Here is a 16,502-nt window from a genome sequence, read left to right as displayed (position 1 = left end):
GAAGAAATATTTGTGGAACTTGTTCGGCGAAGACGGACAAATTGTTTGCCACACATTTTTTTGTTGTTTGGCAAACAAAACAATATTGTTCGCCAAACAATTTTAACATTTACACCACACAATTTCAAGCGTATTTTATAGGCAGAAGAAGATATATGGAGTGTTTTTTAGCAAAAATATCTATGCGCTTGATAACCTCTGTAATCAATGGTAAGGTGCACCAGCCAGTGATAATCTTTTTTAATCACAACCAGATAAAATGGTGGAGAAAGGATGATGTATATGAAAAAGAAAAAAATTGGCCTGCTGGGTGGGTTCAGTTATGAATCTACCCTGCAGTATTACGACAATCTGATGCGGCTGTACTATGACCAGTATCACGATTATTACTATCCTGAACTGGTGATCTACAGCATGGATTTTCAGAAATTCACTGATATGGAAAATGAAAATCGAATGGATGATTATCGGGAATACATTCTGAACGCTATCAACGACTTGGCGGCGGCCGGTGTGGATTTTGTCGCTATGACCGCAAACTCTCCCCACTCCGTGTATGATGATGTCGCTCCCAAAGCCCCAGTCCCGATGATCAGCATCGTGGAGTCCGTTGCTCAGTACGCACTGGCACATCATATGAAAAAAATCCTTTTGACCGGTATCAAATACACCATGAATTCCGAGTTTTATCCCAAGGGGCTGGCAAAACACGGAATTGAAGTGGTCATTCCCAGCGATGCAGACAAGGATGAAATTAACAATATTATCTTTGACGAACTGTGCATCGGCGTATTTAAGGATAGCACCCGTGAGCGCTTCAAGGAAATCATCGGCAGTTATGAAGCTGACGGTGTGATCCTGGGCTGCACCGAGCTGCCTCTGCTGCTGCACCAGGAGGATACTGATATTCCTGTCATCAGTTCTGTTGATGTACATTGTAAGTCAATCATGGAGTATACGTTGGCACCGTGAGGTGTGATAATGGGAGCCTAAAAATATTGAAGGAGGCAATCTTATGAAAGAGAAAAAAGGTTTTCAGATGCCCCATACAATGGCAATCCTATTTTGCTGTCTGATTTTTATCGCAATCTTAACGTACATTATCCCAGCTGGTTCTTATGAACGGATCGTAAACTCCACAGGACGATCTGTTGTTGATCCGGAAAGTTTTCAGTACATTGAATCTGCACCGGTTTCCCCCATGGGCGTATTACGCTCTATCAGTTCGGGCTTTTCTGGAGCCGCATCGATTTTGGCGATGACTTTCTTTTCCGGTGGTGCAATTATGATTTTGCGCCGTATTAATGTGATCGATGCAGCAATGTCTGCACTTGCCCGCAAATTCGAAGGCCGGGGATTGCTGGTGATTCCTGTTTTGATGACGGTCTTTGCACTGATTGATAACTTTATTGGTACGCCTGAGCTATGCATGGTGTATATTCCTATCGTCATGCCGCTGATGTTTAGATTAGGCTTTGACTCCATTACAACGATGGCAACCGTGGTTCTCGGTTCTGCGGTTGGATTCTCCGCTGCATTTGCCAATCCATTCACGGTCATTATTGGTCAGCAAATCTGTGAGTTGCCGCTTTATTCCGGGTGGCAGCTGCGTGTTATTGGCATGATTGTCATGCTGGCTATTGGTATTTTGTACGTGACCCGCTATGCAAAGAAAGTTTTGGCAGATCCGACAGTTTCCAGCGTGTATGCGGAGGATATGGCCAAAAGATCCGAGTATCTGGCTAAGCAAAATGATATTCAATGACTCCCCGGCAGAAAATCGCAGGTATCTACGCAGTTGTGGTATTTATTTCTGCCATTCTGGCCGTTCTGATCATGAAATGGGATCTTCCCGAATTGACCGGTATGTTCCTGGTCATGGGTGTTGGCGCAGGTCTCATCGCGGGGATGTCTGTTCGTAATATCTGCGTTGCAATTGCAGATGGTTGTAAAGATGTCATGCTGGGTGCGATTTATATCTGCCTGGCAAGAGCCGCCTATGTTCTTATGACTGAGGGCAAAATCATCGACACAATCGTCCACGGACTCTCCAATGTACTAAGCGGTTTACCCAGTGGACTGACAGTCATCGGAATTTTAATTATTGTTACAGTTCTGAACTTCTTTGTGTCTTCTGGCAGCGGCAAAGCGGTTATGCTTTTCCCTATACTGGCTCCTTTGGCCGACCTCTGTGGGATTACAAGACAAACCGTGGTTTGGGCATATCAGTTTGGTGACGGTCTGAGCAACATGTTCTGGCCCACAAACGGTACGCAGGGCGCCTGCCTGGGCATTGCCGGTATTCCCTGGAACAAATGGGCGAAGTTTTATTTCCCGCTGTTGTCCATCTGGTGTGTTGTTGCTGCGGCATTCCTGGTATTTGCTCAGGCTATCCACTTTGGTCCATTCTAAGACGGGGAGGATCGGGAAATGAATATTCATCGAGAGAAAATTGTCAGTTTTATTGATGCGCATCGCGATGAAATGATTGACAAGTGGAAGACTTTTGTTAATCTTGAAGGCCACTATGAAGAAAAAGAAGCGGTCGAAAGGGCACAGGCATGGCTGAGAAATGAGTTGGAGCAAGAGGGATTTGAATGTTACATAAGGGAATCTCGACCTGATCGTGCAGGCGTCCTTGTTGGTATTCTGGGAAAAAACCGACCTGGGAAACCAATCATCTTTTCAGGACATGTAGATACGGTTCACCGCACGGGCGCATTTGGAAAACCCGAACCGTTTGAGATTCGGGATGGCAAAGCATACGGCCCGGGTGTTCTAGACATGAAGGGGGGCATCATTGTTTCGTTGTATGTTGTAAAAGCACTGCGCGAGATTGGATATGATGCACATCCCATAAAAATGATGTATGCCGGAGAAGAGGAAGGCGATCATCTGGAAACAGATATCGATGAATTCTTTACCAAGGAAGCATCCGGAGCGCTCTGCGCATTTAACATGGAGACCGGGCATATCTCCAACAGCTTGTGCATCGGACGAAAGTCGGTGTATACATTACATGCAACGGTTCGTGGTTTGGGCGGACATGCTGGCAACGAGTTCACTACCGCAAAAAACGCAGTACATGAAGCAATTTATAAATGTGCAGAACTGATGAAGTTAACTGATTTAGACAAGGGCACGACCATTACAATCAGTATCTTTGATAGTGGTGGAAACACCGGAACTTCGGCGATTCCCGATTGTAGTAACTTTGCGGCGGATATGCGGATATCATCGAGTGAAGAAGGTCAGAAACTGCTAAGCAAAGTAAATGAGATTATGCAGACGAACTTTATCGAAGGAACAACCACGGAGTACGAAATTGACATTGCTAAAATTCACCCGTTCAAAACGAATGACCAAGTTCTCAAACTGTTTGACTTTATCAATAAAGTTGCGATAGAAAACGAGTTTACTCCGTTCGGGTCAATTCAATTAGGCGGCGGATCTGATGCCGGTGCTATCGGGATGGCGGGAATCCCGGTGTTGTGTTCCTGTGGCGTAATCGGTCAATATAACCATAACATACGCGAATATGCTGTGGTGGAATCACTATTTAATCGTGCAAAGATTTATGCCGTTGTTATCGATGAAATGAAAAATTCACCTCAATGGTAGAAATATCTATTGCCATATTTAAAGATCTGACTCGCAAATTGAGCGGTGCCTCACAGAAAATTTGAAGATAGATTTTGCCGAAAATCTAAAGGAACTGCAGTATGTTAGTGTTTATTTTGCTAAGACAAATTTGCATTATGGCCCTGCTGGTTGCTGTTGGTGTATTTCTGAGCCGAAAAGGTTTTTTGTCGGCCCAAGGTTCCAAGGATCTGGGAAGCATTCTGTTGCGAATGATCATTCCCTGTGTCATCCTAAAATCCTATCTGATCCAATATTCCCGGAAGCGCCTGGAGGAATTAGCGCTGTCCGCAGGGCTGGCACTCGCAGGGTTTGTGCTTGCGATGCTCATCGCCTACGCAGTATATGGCAAGCGCCGCCGCATTGAAAATTTTGCCGCAGCTTTCTGCAACGCTGGATTTATTGGTATACCTCTGGCACAGGCTGTTATTGGCGAAGAGGGAGTATTCTATGTTGCCACCTCAATTGCTTTGCTGAATCTGTTTCAGTGGACCTATGGCGTGTACATCATGACAGACCGGAGGGATGCAGTTTCTGCAAAGGCCATTGTTAAAAATCCGGTAGTTATTTCCATTGTTATCGGTGTGGTGTTATTTGTTTCGCGTATCTCGGTACCCGACGTCATTACCAGCACTCTGGGATATATCGCCGGCATGAATACGCCAGTAGCTATGATTCTGATGGGTACATATATGGCAAAACTGACACCCAAACAGATGTTTAATAGGCGGGCTTATGGCTGCGTTCTGTTCCGGCTTATCTTTATTCCGGCGGTTATCCTGCTTTTATTCTGGATCGTTCCTATCCAGAATAAAAGCGTAGCACTGGCTGTCTATTTGGCGGCGGCCACACCAGTGGGAGCAAATATCTGCGTGTTCGCGCAGCAGTACAATTGCGATTATGAGTTTAGTGTTGTTACAGTATGCCTCAGCACGGTCCTGTCGATCATCACGGTTCCCGTTATGGTGACACTGGCACAAATTGCAATTTAGGCTTCATCAAAACTTGAAAAGATGAACAGCAAACCCGATGGCAGACTCAAAAGATTTGCCATCGGGTTTGCTTACGGTCTGGATGTTTTTTAAATCAATCACAGAAGGTGCGAATGACTTCCATGGAAAGCCATCCCCGTTATCTATGCTGGATGATATTCGTGTACCACACCTGTACCACATGAAAGCATTTAAAATCGTATAAGAATGAATATAATTATACAAATTGGATGAATAAAAATTGATATTGTAAAAAACAAAAATCCCGCGGAGCCTTTGTTTTCAATGGCTTGCGGGATTTTCAATTTGGTACGCCGTGAGGGATTCGAACCCCCGGCCTTCTGGTCCGTAGCCAGACGCTCTATCCAGCTGAGCTAACGGCGCATGTCTCACAGACAGCTTAATTATAATAGCACACCTGTTTTTGGAATGCAAGAGTTTTTTTGCTTTTTTTCCACTTTTTTTCGAGGCCTTGTAAATCGGAAGATTTTATGATATAGTAACATCCAATATACAGAAGAAAGTGGTGGGTATATGGATAACTACTCCATCAAAAGCGTGACATTCGGTGGATTCGACAAGCAGGATGTCATTCAATATATTGAACGGACGGCGAAAGAGGCCGCTGAAAACCAGAAAAAGCTTCTGGAGGAGAACGACGGCCTGCGGGAAAAGATGGCGGCCGCGGAACAGGAGATCTCCGCCCTGCGGATGCAGGTGGAGGAGTTGTCCGCCCAGCGGGACACTTTGCAGGCAAAACTGCAGCAGGAGGCATTTGCACGGCAGGCGCTGGAGCCCCTGAAGCCCCTGGAGGCGGAAGTCGCCCGGCTGTCCGCTGAGGCAGATGCCCTGCGCCCTGACGCTGAGGCTTATGCCCAGTTCCGGGAGCGGATCGGAGCCATTGAGTGCGAGGCCCGCAAGCGGGCCGCGGACTTGGAGGCCGCCACCGCTGTTCAATTGCAGCGGACCTTAGATCTGTTCCGCGGGCAGTATCAGGTACTGATGGATACATTTGAATCCACCGCCGCCCATGTGAATGGCGAACTGAGAAAGGTCGAGGTGAACCTCACCCAGCTCCCGCGGGCCATGGACCAGGCCGGGGCGGAGCTGAATCAGCTGTCAGCCGTGCTGGAGCGGACTGCAGGCGGCGAGAATTAAATGGACATGGGCAGGGAGACGGGGGCCTGTGATGTCTCCCTGCCTTATTATATATTACAGTATATAGCGCCTGCTCTGATCTGTTATGCGGAAAATACAGAAAACGGGGGAACGGCAGAGACAGGTCCTGTTAAAAATAAAACAAGAAATTGTTATTTTTTAGATAAGCGTACACGTTTGCGATAATTTTCGTACACGTTTGCGCTTCATTTTGTATAAAAATATGCTGCAACTTTGTGCAAAAGGAAGAAAGCACCATTTTTGTGCAAAATTCCCTTGCATTGAAAAGCCTGGTAGCCTATACTTGGTAACATAAAGTGCGGTCGGATTCTATACAAAATCTTAACGGCGTATGGAGTTGTGACATTCGGGAATATTTGTCTATGGAAGGAATGGCGCGTTGACCGCATAATGGAGTAAACGTGGAATCATTGCAGAGCAGGAGAGAAGGTGAAAAACGGATGTCCCTGGAAGCAATCGAAAAGGTCACACAGGTGGAAAACCTGGGCCGTGAGCGCAAGACGGCCGCTGAAGCGGAGGCGCGACAGATCGTCGCTGACGCGGAGCGGGATGGTCTTGCGCTCTTACAGCAAGTGCGCGCGGATGCGGCTGAGAGCGGCAGAGAGCTTCTGCGGCAGGCGGAAGCGAAAGCGGCGGAGCGTTCGGCGCAGATCAGCCAGACGGCGGAGACGGCCGGCGCCGCGCTGCGGGAGACGGCTGGCAAGCACTTGGAAGAGGCCGCAGAGTTTATTGTCGGAAGGGTTGTGAATCACTGAGATGGCCATTGTAAAAATGAAAAAACTCCGCGTTGTGGCGATGGCCGACCACCGGGATGAACTGCTGAAGGGCCTTTTGCATCTGGGCTGTGTGGAGATCAGCGAGCCGGACGGCAAGCTGGCGGACCCGGCCTGGGCCGCCCTTCTCAAACGCGGAAGCTCTTGCCTGACTGAGACGCGGGGCGAGATCACGGACGTGAACACGGCTCTGGCCGCCATCAAGCGCTATGCGCAGACAAAGGATGGGATGTTTATCCAGCGGCATCCGATCTCTGAGGCAGAATTTCTGAGCGCCGGCACGGTAGAGCGGGCCCGGGCGGTCAGCAAGGATGTGGGAGAAAAGCTGCAGGACCTGACCCGTCTGCAAAGTGAGGAGGCGCGGCTGCTGTCCCGAAAGGCGAGCCTGCAGCCCTGGGCCTCGTTGGACATGCCGCTGGAACAGGCGGGAACGGCCCATACGGTGTTCCAGCTTGGCGTCTGCCCCGGGGCAACGGACACCGGCGCGGTCAAGACCGCGCTGGCGGCGGCTGACACGGCGACGGAGCTGTACGAGGTCAGCGCGGACAAACAGCAGAAATATTATCTGGTGATCTGCCACAAGGCGGATGCGGAAACGGTCCAGGAGACCCTTCGCCCCTTTAATTTCAGCGTGACGGCGTTCCAGAACGTCACCGGAACGGCGGCGGAGAACATCCAGGCGCTGGACCGGCAGGTCGCGGAGAACCGCAGCGCGCAGGAGGCGGCCGTTACCGCCATCGTCCAGAGCGCCGAGGCGCGGGACGCCCTGCGGGTATACGCGGACCGGCTGAACGCCGAGGCGGCGAAGGACGCCAATGCGGAACGGATGCTGACCGACGGCACCATCCTCTTTTTCGAGGGATGGGTCCCGGCGGAACAGGCCAAAGAGGTGGAGGACTTCCTGGCGCGGAGCGGCTGCGCCTGGGAGACGGCGGACCCCACGGAGGAGGAGATCTCCGACGTGCCGGTCCAGCTGAAGAACAACTGGTTCACCAAGCCGCTGAACATGGTGACGGATATGTACTCTCTCCCCGCCTATAACGGGGTGGACCCCAATCCTCTGATGGCTCCGTTCTTCATCCTGTTCTACGGCATGATGATGGCGGACATGGGCTACGGCCTGCTGATGATAGCGGCTTCGCTGTTCATCATGAAAAAGGCCAGGCCCAACGGCCCCACCATGCGGCATATGATCCCGCTGCTGGGGCTTGGCGGCGTGAGCACCTTTATTTGGGGCGCGCTGACCGGCGGATTCTTCGGTGACTTTTTGACCCAGATCGTCAAGCTGACCACCGGAGGGGATTTCGCCCTGCCGGCGCTGTTCTCACCGCTGGACGACGCGGTCCCGGTCCTCATCGGATCCCTGATCCTGGGCGTGCTCCAGGTTTTCACCGGCATGGCTGTCAGCGTGTATAAGCAGGTCAAGCGGGGAGAGGCCATGGCCGCCCTGTGCAACGAGGGCGCGTGGTACTTGGTGTTCCTGCTGGGTGGTTTGGCCGCGCTGGGTGTTCTGCCGATGAAGGTTGCTTTGATCGCAATCGTTGTGGTGCTGGTCATTGGACTGAGCTATGGCAAGAAGGGCGTCTTCGGCAAGCTCATCGGCATTTTCGGCGGCATCTACAACGGCGTCACCGGGTATTTCAGCGACATTTTGTCCTATTCCCGGCTGATGGCCCTGATGCTGGCCGGTGCGGTGGTGGCCCAGGTGTTTAACCAGCTGGGCGCGATGACGGGAAATGTCATCACCTTCGTCATCATCGCCATGATCGGCAACGCGCTGAACTTCGCGCTGAACCTGCTGGGATGCTATGTCCATGACATGCGGCTCCAGTGCCTGGAGTTCTTCGGCCGGTTCTATGAGGACGGCGGCAAAGCCTTTACTCCGTTGGATACCACGACAAAGTATGTGGACATTGTAAAAAACAAATAAACAGGAGGAGTTTCTTATGAGTTTCGTTGATTCTTTTGGTGGACTGGCTCTGGCGCTGCTGGGCGCGGGCCTCGCTGTGGGATTGAGCTGCGTTGGTTCTGCGAAGGGCACCGGCATCGCCGGTGAGGCGGGCACCGGCCTGCTGTGCCAGGACCCCTCGAAATCCGGTAAGGTCATGGTTTTGCAGCTGCTGCCCGGCACCCAGGGCCTGTACGGCATGGTGGTGTTCTTCTTCGCCATCGCCCGGATGGGCCTGATGGGCGGCGATTTCAGCGCCCTGGTGAATATGTCCACCGCAGAGGGCATGGCGTATTTCGCCGCCTGCCTGCCCATGGCGCTGGGCGGACTGCTGTCCGCTATCGCCCAGGGCCGCGTGGCCGCCGGTTCCATCAACATTCTGGCGAAGAAGCCCGACGACTGGTCCAAGGGCCTGCTGCTGTGCGGCATCGTGGAGTTCTACGCCATCCTGTCCCTGCTGGCTTCCATGCTGATGCTGCTGCAGTTCTGATCCCACGGAAAGGGGATTCGACATGAACGGAATCGAAAAGATCACGCAGAGGATCGAAGCCGACGCACAGGCGGAGATCGACCGCATCCTGAATAAGGCCAAAGCGGAGGCCGCGCAGATCACGGCCCGGTATCAGGCCCAGGCGGACACAGAGGCCGCCGAGCTGGCGGCCAGGAACGAAAAAGCCGCCGCTGAACGGGAGGAGCGCCTGGTGAGCGTGGCCCAGATGGAGGCCCGCAAGGTCCAGCTGGCCGCCAAGCAGGAGATGGTGGAAAAGACCTATGTCCGGGCGCTGGAGAAGCTGTGCGCCATGCCGGACGAGCAATACGTAACGGTCCTGGCCGGTCTGCTGGTCCAGGCGTCCTCCAGCGGACGGGAAGAGGCCATCTTCTCCGCCGGAGACCGGGAGCGGGTCGGAAAGGCCGCTGTGGCGAAAGCCAACGAGACCTCCGGCAAAAAGCTGGTCCTGTCGGAGGAGACCCGGCCCATCCAGGGCGGTTTCATCCTGAAGGACCGGAACGTGGAGGTCAACTGCACCTTCGATACCCTGGTGCGCCTGCAGAAAGCGGAGACCGCGGGGGCGGTGGCAAAGAAGCTGTTCCCGGAGGGATGACACCATATCTTCGCCCGTATCACGGGCGCCGGGGCGTGAAGCCGCGGCCATGGGACCGGGAGACGGTCTTATGGAAGAGCAGTACAAGGAGGAAGTGTCTTGGCTAAAAAAATCAAAGACACCGATTACCTGGCGATCTCCACCCGGATCCGGGCCATGGAGAATGGGCTGCTGACCCGGGAGCGGATGGAGCAGGTCCTGGATGCCCGCACGGACGACGAGGCGGTCAAGATCCTCCAGGAGTGCGGCTATCCTGAATTGGACCCCACACATCCGGAGGCTATGGACGCGGCGCTGGCCGCCGCCCGGGAGGCGACGCTGGCCGATCTGGCGGACAGTGCCCCGGACCCCAGGTATATCGATATTTTCAAGCTGAAATATGACTATCACAATGCAAAGGCCATCCTCAAGGCGGACGCCATGGGCATAGACCCGGACCGTCTGCTGATGGATATGGGCCGGGTCCCCGCGGCGGAGCTGAAGGAGGCCGTTCGGACCGGCAGCTTTGAGGAGCTGCCCGCCTGTCTGGCCGCCGCTGTGGCGGAGGCCAAGGAGGTGCTGGACACCACCCGGGATCCCCAGCTGGGCGACATCGTGCTGGACCGCTGGTGCTACAGGGATTTGGGCAGCGTGGCGGAGGAGACCGGCAGCGCGTTCCTCCGTGGCTATGTGCAGGTCCAGATCGACGCCGCCAACCTGCGCACCCTGGTCCGGACCATCCGGATGGGCAAGAACGCGGACTTCCTGCGGGGCGTCCTGTTCGAGGGGGGAGAGATCTCTCCCGGCGCGATCCTGAGCGTCAGCACTGCCGGCGGCAGCGGCATGGCGGAGCTGTACGCCCCCACCCGGTTCCAGGCGGCGGCGGAGGCCGGCGCCGAGGCGCTGCGGGGCGGCGCCATGACGGAGTTTGAAAAGCTCTGCGACGACGCGGTGGGCGATTACCTGTCCGGGGCGCAGTTCGTGCCCTTTGGAGAGGCCCCGCTGCTGGGCTATCTGGCGGCCCGGGAGACCGAGTATACCAACCTGCGGATCCTGCTGCTGGGACGCAGCACGGGCCTGAGCGCCGACGTTATCCGCGCCCGGCTCCGCGCAAGCTATGTGTAAGGCGGTGAAATGATGGCTGCAACGTATCAGATCGCCGTCATCGGCGACTGGGAATCCGTCATGGGTTTCCGTGCTCTGGGCCTGGATACCTATCCCGTCACCTCCCCGGAGGAGGCCAAGGAGAAGGTCCGGGAACTGGCAAAGACAGACTGCGCGGTGATCTATCTCACCGAACAGCTGGCAAAGGATATGGGGGACGTGATCGCCCGCTACAAGGACGAGCTTCGCCCCGCCATCATCCTGATCCCCGGCCGGGAGGGCTCCCTGGGGATCGGCAGGAACAGCATCCAGCGCGCCATTGAGCGAGCGGTGGGTGCGGATATCCTCTAAATGTCCCCTCAGACAAAATGAGTGGGATTTCCGGACCTGCCGGCGGCAGGTCCGCCGGAAAAGCCGCAGGCTTTTCCAGGCCCCTTTCCCGGTTGCCCGCGGGCACAGGGGAGAGGGCTGCCTTTCCAAGCAAATCTACCTGAAAGAAGGTTATACGATTTGAGCGGTAAAGTTGTTAAAGTTTCCGGACCGCTGGTTGTGGCCAAGGGCCTGTCGGACGCCAACATGTCCGACGTGGTCCGCGTTGGCCCACAGCGTCTGATCGGCGAGATCCTGACCATGAAGGGCGACACCGCGTCCATTCAGGTCTATGAGGAGACCTCCGGCCTGGGACCCGGCGCCGTGGTGGAGACCACCGGCGCGCCCATGAGCGTGGAGCTTGGCCCCGGCATGATCGAGGGCATCTACGACGGCATCCAGCGCCCGCTGGAGAAGATCGTGGAGAAGGTGGGTGCCTGCATCACCCGCGGTGTGGAGGTCCCCGCTGTGGATCATGAGAAGAAGTGGGAGTTCACCGCCACCGCCAAGGTGGGCGACCAGGTCACCGGCGGCGACATCCTCGGCACGGTCCCCGAGACCACCGCGGTGCTCCACAAGATCATGGTGCCCCCCAGACTGCGGGGCACCATCACCGACATCAGGAGCGGCTCCTTCAACGTGACGGAGACCATCGCCACCCTGAAGACCGACGACGGCAGGGAAGTCCCCCTGACCATGACACAGAAGTGGCCTGTCCGTGTGGGCCGCCCCTACACCAAGAAATATCCGCCTAAGCGTCCCCTGTGCTCCGGCCAGCGGATCATCGACACCATGTTCCCCATCGCCAAGGGCGGCACCGCCGCCGTCCCCGGCCCCTTCGGCTCCGGCAAGACCGTGGTCCAGCACCAGCTGGCCAAGTGGTCCGATGTGGACATCGTGGTCTACATCGGCTGCGGCGAGCGCGGCAACGAGATGACCGACGTTCTGCGGGAGTTCCCCGAGCTGAAGGACCCCCGCACCGGCGAGTCCCTGATGAAGCGGACTGTGCTGATCGCCAACACCTCCGATATGCCCGTGGCCGCCCGTGAGGCCTCCGTGTACACCGGCATCACCATCGCGGAGTACTTCCGCGACATGGGCTACGACGTGGCCGTTATCGCCGACTCCACCTCCCGCTGGGCCGAGGCACTCCGCGAGATGTCCGGCCGTCTGGAGGAGATGCCCGGCGAAGAGGGCTATCCCGCGTACCTGGCCTCCCGTCTGGCCCAGTTCTACGAGCGCGCCGGCTCCGTGGAGTGCATCGGCTCCGACGAGCGCCGGGGCAGCCTGACCGCCGTCGGCGCGGTCTCCCCTCCGGGCGGCGACCTGTCCGAGCCTGTCTCCCAGGCCACCATGCGGATCGTGAAGGTGTTCTGGGCGCTGGATTCCTCTCTGGCCTATAAGCGCCATTTCCCGGCCATCAACTGGCTGAACTCCTATTCCCTGTACTTGGATACCCTGAAGCCCTGGTTCGATGAGAACTTCGGACCGGAGTTCATGCAGAACCGCGGTAAGGCCATGAGCCTCCTGCAGAACGAGTCCAGTCTGAACGAGATCGTCCAGCTGGTCGGTAAGGACGCCCTGTCTCCCAATGACCAGCTGACGCTGGAGGTCGCCCGCATGATCCGCGAGGACTTCCTGCAGCAGAACGCCTTTACCGATATCGACGGCTATTCCAACTATGACCGGCAGGAGAAGCTGCTGGCCCTCATCCTCAGCTATGACAAGCTGTGCCGCGACGCCATCGGCAAGGGCGCGCAGGTCATGAAGCTCTTTGATATCCCCGCCCGTGAGAAGATCGGCCGTGCCAAGAGCGTGCCTGTGGAGGAATATGTGCAGGCATATGGCCAGATCCAGGCTGAGATGGAGCAGCAGATCGAAGCTGTTGCCGCCCAGGGAGGTGAGCTGTAATGATTCGTGAATACAGAACCGTAGAAGAGATCGTCAGCCCGCTGATGATGGTCCGCATGGTGGAGAACGTCACCTATGACGAGCTGGTGGAGGTGGAGCTGCATGACGGCTCCGTCCGCCGCGGCAAGGTGCTGGAGGTCAACGGCGACACCGCCGTGGTCCAGCTGTTCGAGTCCGCCGCAGGCATCAACCTGGCCGACGCCAAGGTCCGCTTCCTGGGCTACCCCCTGCAGCTGGGCGTGTCCGGCGACATGCTGGGCCGCGTGTTCAACGGCATGGGCCAGCCCATCGACGGCGGCCCCGACATCCTGCCGGAGGAGTACCGGGACATCAACGGCCTGCCCATGAACCCCGCCGCCCGCGATTACCCCAACGAATTCATCCAGACCGGCGTCTCTACCATCGACGGCCTGAATACCCTGGTCCGCGGCCAGAAGCTGCCGATTTTCTCCGGCTCCGGCCTGCCCCACGCCAACCTGGCGGCCCAGATCGCCCGTCAGGCCAAGGTGCTGGGCGACGAGGCGGCAAACTTCGCCGTCGTGTTCGCCGCCATCGGCATCACCTTCGAGGAGTCTGAGTTCTTCGTCAGTGAGTTCCGCCGCACCGGTGCCATCGACCGCACCGTGCTGTTCAGCAACCTGGCCAACGACCCGGCTGTCGAGCGTATCTCCACCCCCCGTATGGCCCTGACCGCCGCCGAGTATCTGGCCTTTGAGAAGGGCATGCACGTGCTGGTCATCATGACCGATATCACCAACTACGCCGAGGCCCTGCGTGAGGTCTCCGCCGCCAAGAAGGAGGTCCCCGGCCGCCGCGGCTTCCCCGGCTACCTGTACACCGACCTGGCGACCCTGTACGAGCGCGCCGGCCGCCGCCTGGGCAATCCCGGCTCCATCACCCTGATCCCCATCCTGACCATGCCCGAGGACGACAAGACCCACCCCATCCCCGACCTGACCGGCTATATCACCGAGGGCCAGATCATTCTGAGCCGTGCGCTGTACCGCCAGGGCATCCATCCCCCCGTGGACGTGCTGCCCTCTCTGTCCCGTTTGAAGGATAAGGGCGTGGGCAAGGGCAAGACCCGTGAGGACCACGCGGACACCATGAACCAGCTGTTCGCCGCGTACTCCACCGGTAAGGACAACAAGGAGCTGATGTCCATCCTGGGCGAGGCGGCTCTGACCCCCACGGACCTGCTGTATGCCAAATTCGCCGACGAATTTGAAAAGCGGTATGTGAACCAGGGCTATGAGGAGAACCGCTCCATCGAGGAGACCCTGAACCTGGGCTGGGAGCTGCTGAGCATCCTGCCCAAGGCGGAGCTGAAACGTATCAAACCGGAGCTGATCGAGAAGTACTGGCCGAAGAAAGACCAGGAATGAGGAGGGGTGAGCCATGGCGAACATCACGGTAAGCCCTACCCGTATGGAGCTCACCCGTTTGAAGGGCAAGCTGCGTACCGCCCAGCGGGGCCACAAGCTGCTGAAAGACAAGCGGGATGAGCTGATGAAGCAGTTCCTGGACACGGTGCGGGAGGTCCGCGCGCTCCGCGCCGAGGTGGAGGAGGAGTTGATGACGGTCCACAAGTCCTTCACCGTCGCCTCCGCCCTGATGAGCTCCGAGGCGCTGGAACAGGCGCTGCTGTATCCCAAGCAGAGCGTGGAACTGACCCAGACCAGTCAGAACATCATGTCCGTCAACGTCCCTGTCTATCACTTCCAGACCAAGACCAAGTCCGATTCCGATATCTATCCCTATGGCTTCGCGGCCACCTCCGGTGAGCTGGATACCGCCGTGGATGCCCTGGGGCGCGTATTTCGGAAGATGCTGAAGCTGGCGGAGATCGAAAAGTCCGCCCAACTGATGGCGGAGGAGATCGAAAAGACCCGCCGCCGCGTCAACGCCCTGGAGTATGTGGTGATCCCCGACACCCAGGAGTCGATCCGCTATATCACCATGAAGCTGGATGAGAACGACCGCGCCACCACCACCCGGCTGATGAAGGTGAAGGATATGATCCTGAAGGAGTCTCTGGAGGAGAAGCGGGCCGAGACCGCAAAAGCCATTGAGACGTTTGGGGCAGAGGAGAAGCCTGTGTAAATCGGAAAAGAAACTGTTCCTGACACGATGAAAACAGGGCGGCCCTAAAGGGCCGCCCTGTTTTATGGACAAAATCAAGGTTAGCTGGATAAAACCTTGACAAACCGCGTGGAATGGAATAGATTATGATTTGGAAAAAATTCTTACAAAAAGGGAGAATCAAATCATGCATTGCACACAGTCTGTCACATCGGACATCCTGTTCATCGGAGCCTCCGACCGCCGGCTGGCCCTGTTTGAAAACGTGTTTCCCATTCCCCGGGGCGTGTCCTATAACGCCTATCTGGTCCTGGACGAAAAGACGGTCCTGCTGGACACCGTGGACAAGGCGGTGGGAGAGCGTTTTTTAGAAAACCTGGAATACGGTCTGAACGGCCGCAAGCTGGACTACATCGTGGTGGACCATATGGAGCCGGACCACTGCGCCACGCTGGGCGAGGTCCTGCGGCGCTACCCGGACGCCCAGGTGGTGGGCAACGCCAAGACCATCACCATGATCGGCCAGTTCTTTGAAAGCGACCTGTCCGGGCGCACTGTGACCGTGAAGGAAGGGGACACCCTGAACACGGGCCGCCATACCTTTACCTTCGCCATGGCGCCCATGGTCCACTGGCCGGAGGTCATGGTGACCTATGATGCCACGGATAAGGTCCTGTTTTCCGCTGACGCCTTCGGCACCTTCGGCGCTCTGAACGGCAATATTTTCGCCGATCAGGTGAATTTTGAGCGGGATTGGCTGGACGATGCCCGGCGCTACTACACCAATATCGTGGGCAAGTACGGCGTCCAGGTCCAGGCCTTGCTGAAAAAGGCCGCCGGGCTGGAAATCGCCTGCATCTGTCCCCTGCACGGCCCTATCTGGCGGGAGAACATCAACTGGTTCATTGATAAATATCAGAAGTGGAGCACCTATACGCCGGAGGACCGGGGCGTGGCGATCTTCTGCGGCTCCATCTACGGCAACACGGAGAACGCGGCGGAGATCCTGGCAAACCGCCTGGCGGAGAAGGGCGTTCAGAATATCGCCTTGTATGACGTGTCCCACACGGATGTGTCCCAGTTGGTGGGCGAGGCTTTCCGGTGCAGCCATCTGGTATTCGCCGCCGCTACATATAACGGGGGCATCTTCACGCCCATGGAGAACCTGCTGCTGGACCTGAAGGCCCACAGCCTGCAAAACCGCACCGCGGCGCTCATTGATAACGGCACCTGGGCGGCCACGGCGGGAAAGCAGATGGCCGAGATCCTGGGGACAATGAAGCATATGACGGTGCTGGAGAGCACGGTCAGCCTGAAATCCTCTGTCAAGGCGGACAAGCGGGAGGCCCTGGAGGCGCTGGCGGATACGCTGGCGGCGGATCTCCTGGGATAAACCAGACGATCAAAAGAGCGGGAGCACGGA

16 protein-coding genes and 1 tRNA gene are annotated in these 16,502 nt (G+C 56.3%); 16 read left to right on the top strand and 1 reads right to left on the bottom strand.

What is annotated here, in order from left to right; all coding sequences use genetic code 11:
- Positions 1-282: 282 nt before the first annotated feature.
- The 5 genes from Q0Z71_RS11200 to Q0Z71_RS11180 all read left to right on the top strand — a co-directional run bounded on the left by Q0Z71_RS11200 (position 283) and on the right by Q0Z71_RS11180 (position 4,631).
- A complete protein-coding gene (locus tag Q0Z71_RS11200; protein WP_298022474.1) occupies positions 283-972 on the top strand; it encodes an aspartate/glutamate racemase family protein in 690 nt (229 codons plus the stop codon).
- A 43-nt stretch (positions 973-1,015) separates the two neighbouring features.
- Entirely contained in the window at positions 1,016-1,765 is a 750-nt protein-coding gene (locus Q0Z71_RS11195; protein WP_298022472.1) for a hypothetical protein, read from the top strand.
- On the top strand, positions 1,762-2,412 hold the full coding sequence (locus Q0Z71_RS11190) for an AbgT family transporter (RefSeq protein WP_298022470.1): 651 nt from the start codon (positions 1,762-1,764) through the stop codon (positions 2,410-2,412). Before Q0Z71_RS11195 ends, Q0Z71_RS11190 begins: the two co-directional genes overlap by 4 nt.
- Before the next feature lie 18 nt (positions 2,413-2,430).
- Positions 2,431-3,621: a M20/M25/M40 family metallo-hydrolase gene (locus tag Q0Z71_RS11185; protein ID WP_298022468.1), complete on the top strand. Its 1,191-nt coding sequence runs from the start codon at positions 2,431-2,433 to the stop codon at positions 3,619-3,621.
- 101 nt (positions 3,622-3,722) lie between these two features.
- On the top strand, positions 3,723-4,631 hold the full coding sequence (locus Q0Z71_RS11180) for an AEC family transporter (RefSeq protein WP_298022466.1): 909 nt from the start codon (positions 3,723-3,725) through the stop codon (positions 4,629-4,631).
- 307 nt (positions 4,632-4,938) lie between these two features.
- Here Q0Z71_RS11180 and Q0Z71_RS11175 read toward each other — a convergent pair.
- Positions 4,939-5,015, bottom strand: a tRNA-Arg gene (locus tag Q0Z71_RS11175).
- Positions 5,016-5,165: 150 nt separating this feature from the next.
- On the opposite strand from Q0Z71_RS11175, the gene Q0Z71_RS11170 reads away from it, so the two are divergent.
- The 11 genes from Q0Z71_RS11170 (at position 5,166) to Q0Z71_RS11120 (ending at position 16,472) form a co-directional block, all read left to right on the top strand.
- Positions 5,166-5,789 (top strand): hypothetical protein, encoded by a 624-nt coding sequence (locus Q0Z71_RS11170; protein ID WP_298022463.1) that lies wholly within the window; start codon positions 5,166-5,168, stop codon positions 5,787-5,789.
- A gap of 461 nt (positions 5,790-6,250) precedes the next feature.
- On the top strand, positions 6,251-6,565 hold the full coding sequence (locus tag Q0Z71_RS11165) for a hypothetical protein (RefSeq protein ID WP_298022460.1): 315 nt from the start codon (positions 6,251-6,253) through the stop codon (positions 6,563-6,565).
- Between the two features lie 16 nt (positions 6,566-6,581).
- Positions 6,582-8,513 carry a V-type ATP synthase subunit I gene (locus Q0Z71_RS11160; RefSeq protein WP_298022457.1) on the top strand — a complete coding sequence of 644 codons (1,932 nt, stop codon included), beginning with the start codon at positions 6,582-6,584 and terminating at the stop codon, positions 8,511-8,513.
- Between the two features lie 16 nt (positions 8,514-8,529).
- Entirely contained in the window at positions 8,530-9,021 is a 492-nt protein-coding gene (locus Q0Z71_RS11155; RefSeq protein ID WP_298022454.1) for a V-type ATP synthase subunit K, read from the top strand.
- 22 nt (positions 9,022-9,043) lie between these two features.
- Positions 9,044-9,634: a V-type ATP synthase subunit E gene (locus tag Q0Z71_RS11150; RefSeq protein WP_298022451.1), complete on the top strand. Its 591-nt coding sequence runs from the start codon at positions 9,044-9,046 to the stop codon at positions 9,632-9,634.
- A 99-nt stretch (positions 9,635-9,733) separates the two neighbouring features.
- Positions 9,734-10,738 carry a V-type ATPase subunit gene (locus Q0Z71_RS11145; RefSeq protein ID WP_298022448.1) on the top strand — a complete coding sequence of 335 codons (1,005 nt, stop codon included), beginning with the start codon at positions 9,734-9,736 and terminating at the stop codon, positions 10,736-10,738.
- Between the two features lie 12 nt (positions 10,739-10,750).
- Positions 10,751-11,068, top strand: coding sequence for a V-type ATP synthase subunit F (locus Q0Z71_RS11140; protein WP_298022445.1), 318 nt, complete (start codon positions 10,751-10,753; stop codon positions 11,066-11,068).
- Positions 11,069-11,227: 159 nt separating this feature from the next.
- Positions 11,228-12,997 carry a V-type ATP synthase subunit A gene (locus tag Q0Z71_RS11135; RefSeq protein ID WP_298022442.1) on the top strand — a complete coding sequence of 590 codons (1,770 nt, stop codon included), beginning with the start codon at positions 11,228-11,230 and terminating at the stop codon, positions 12,995-12,997.
- The gene (locus Q0Z71_RS11130) at positions 12,997-14,382 is read left to right on the top strand and encodes a V-type ATP synthase subunit B (protein ID WP_298022440.1); all 1,386 of its coding nucleotides are present in this window, start codon (positions 12,997-12,999) and stop codon (positions 14,380-14,382) included. Before Q0Z71_RS11135 ends, Q0Z71_RS11130 begins: the two co-directional genes overlap by 1 nt.
- A gap of 13 nt (positions 14,383-14,395) precedes the next feature.
- Complete coding sequence (locus Q0Z71_RS11125) at positions 14,396-15,100, top strand: V-type ATP synthase subunit D (RefSeq protein WP_298022438.1); 705 nt, start codon at positions 14,396-14,398, stop codon at positions 15,098-15,100.
- Positions 15,101-15,266: 166 nt separating this feature from the next.
- Positions 15,267-16,472 carry an FprA family A-type flavoprotein gene (locus tag Q0Z71_RS11120; protein WP_298022435.1) on the top strand — a complete coding sequence of 402 codons (1,206 nt, stop codon included), beginning with the start codon at positions 15,267-15,269 and terminating at the stop codon, positions 16,470-16,472.
- Positions 16,473-16,502: the final 30 nt, after the last annotated feature.

This window comes from uncultured Dysosmobacter sp., assembly GCF_947631635.1.
Classification (GTDB): domain Bacteria; phylum Bacillota; class Clostridia; order Oscillospirales; family Oscillospiraceae; genus Oscillibacter.
The sequence above is the reverse complement of the archived record's forward strand: the minus strand, read 5'-3'. Positions and strand labels throughout refer to the sequence as shown.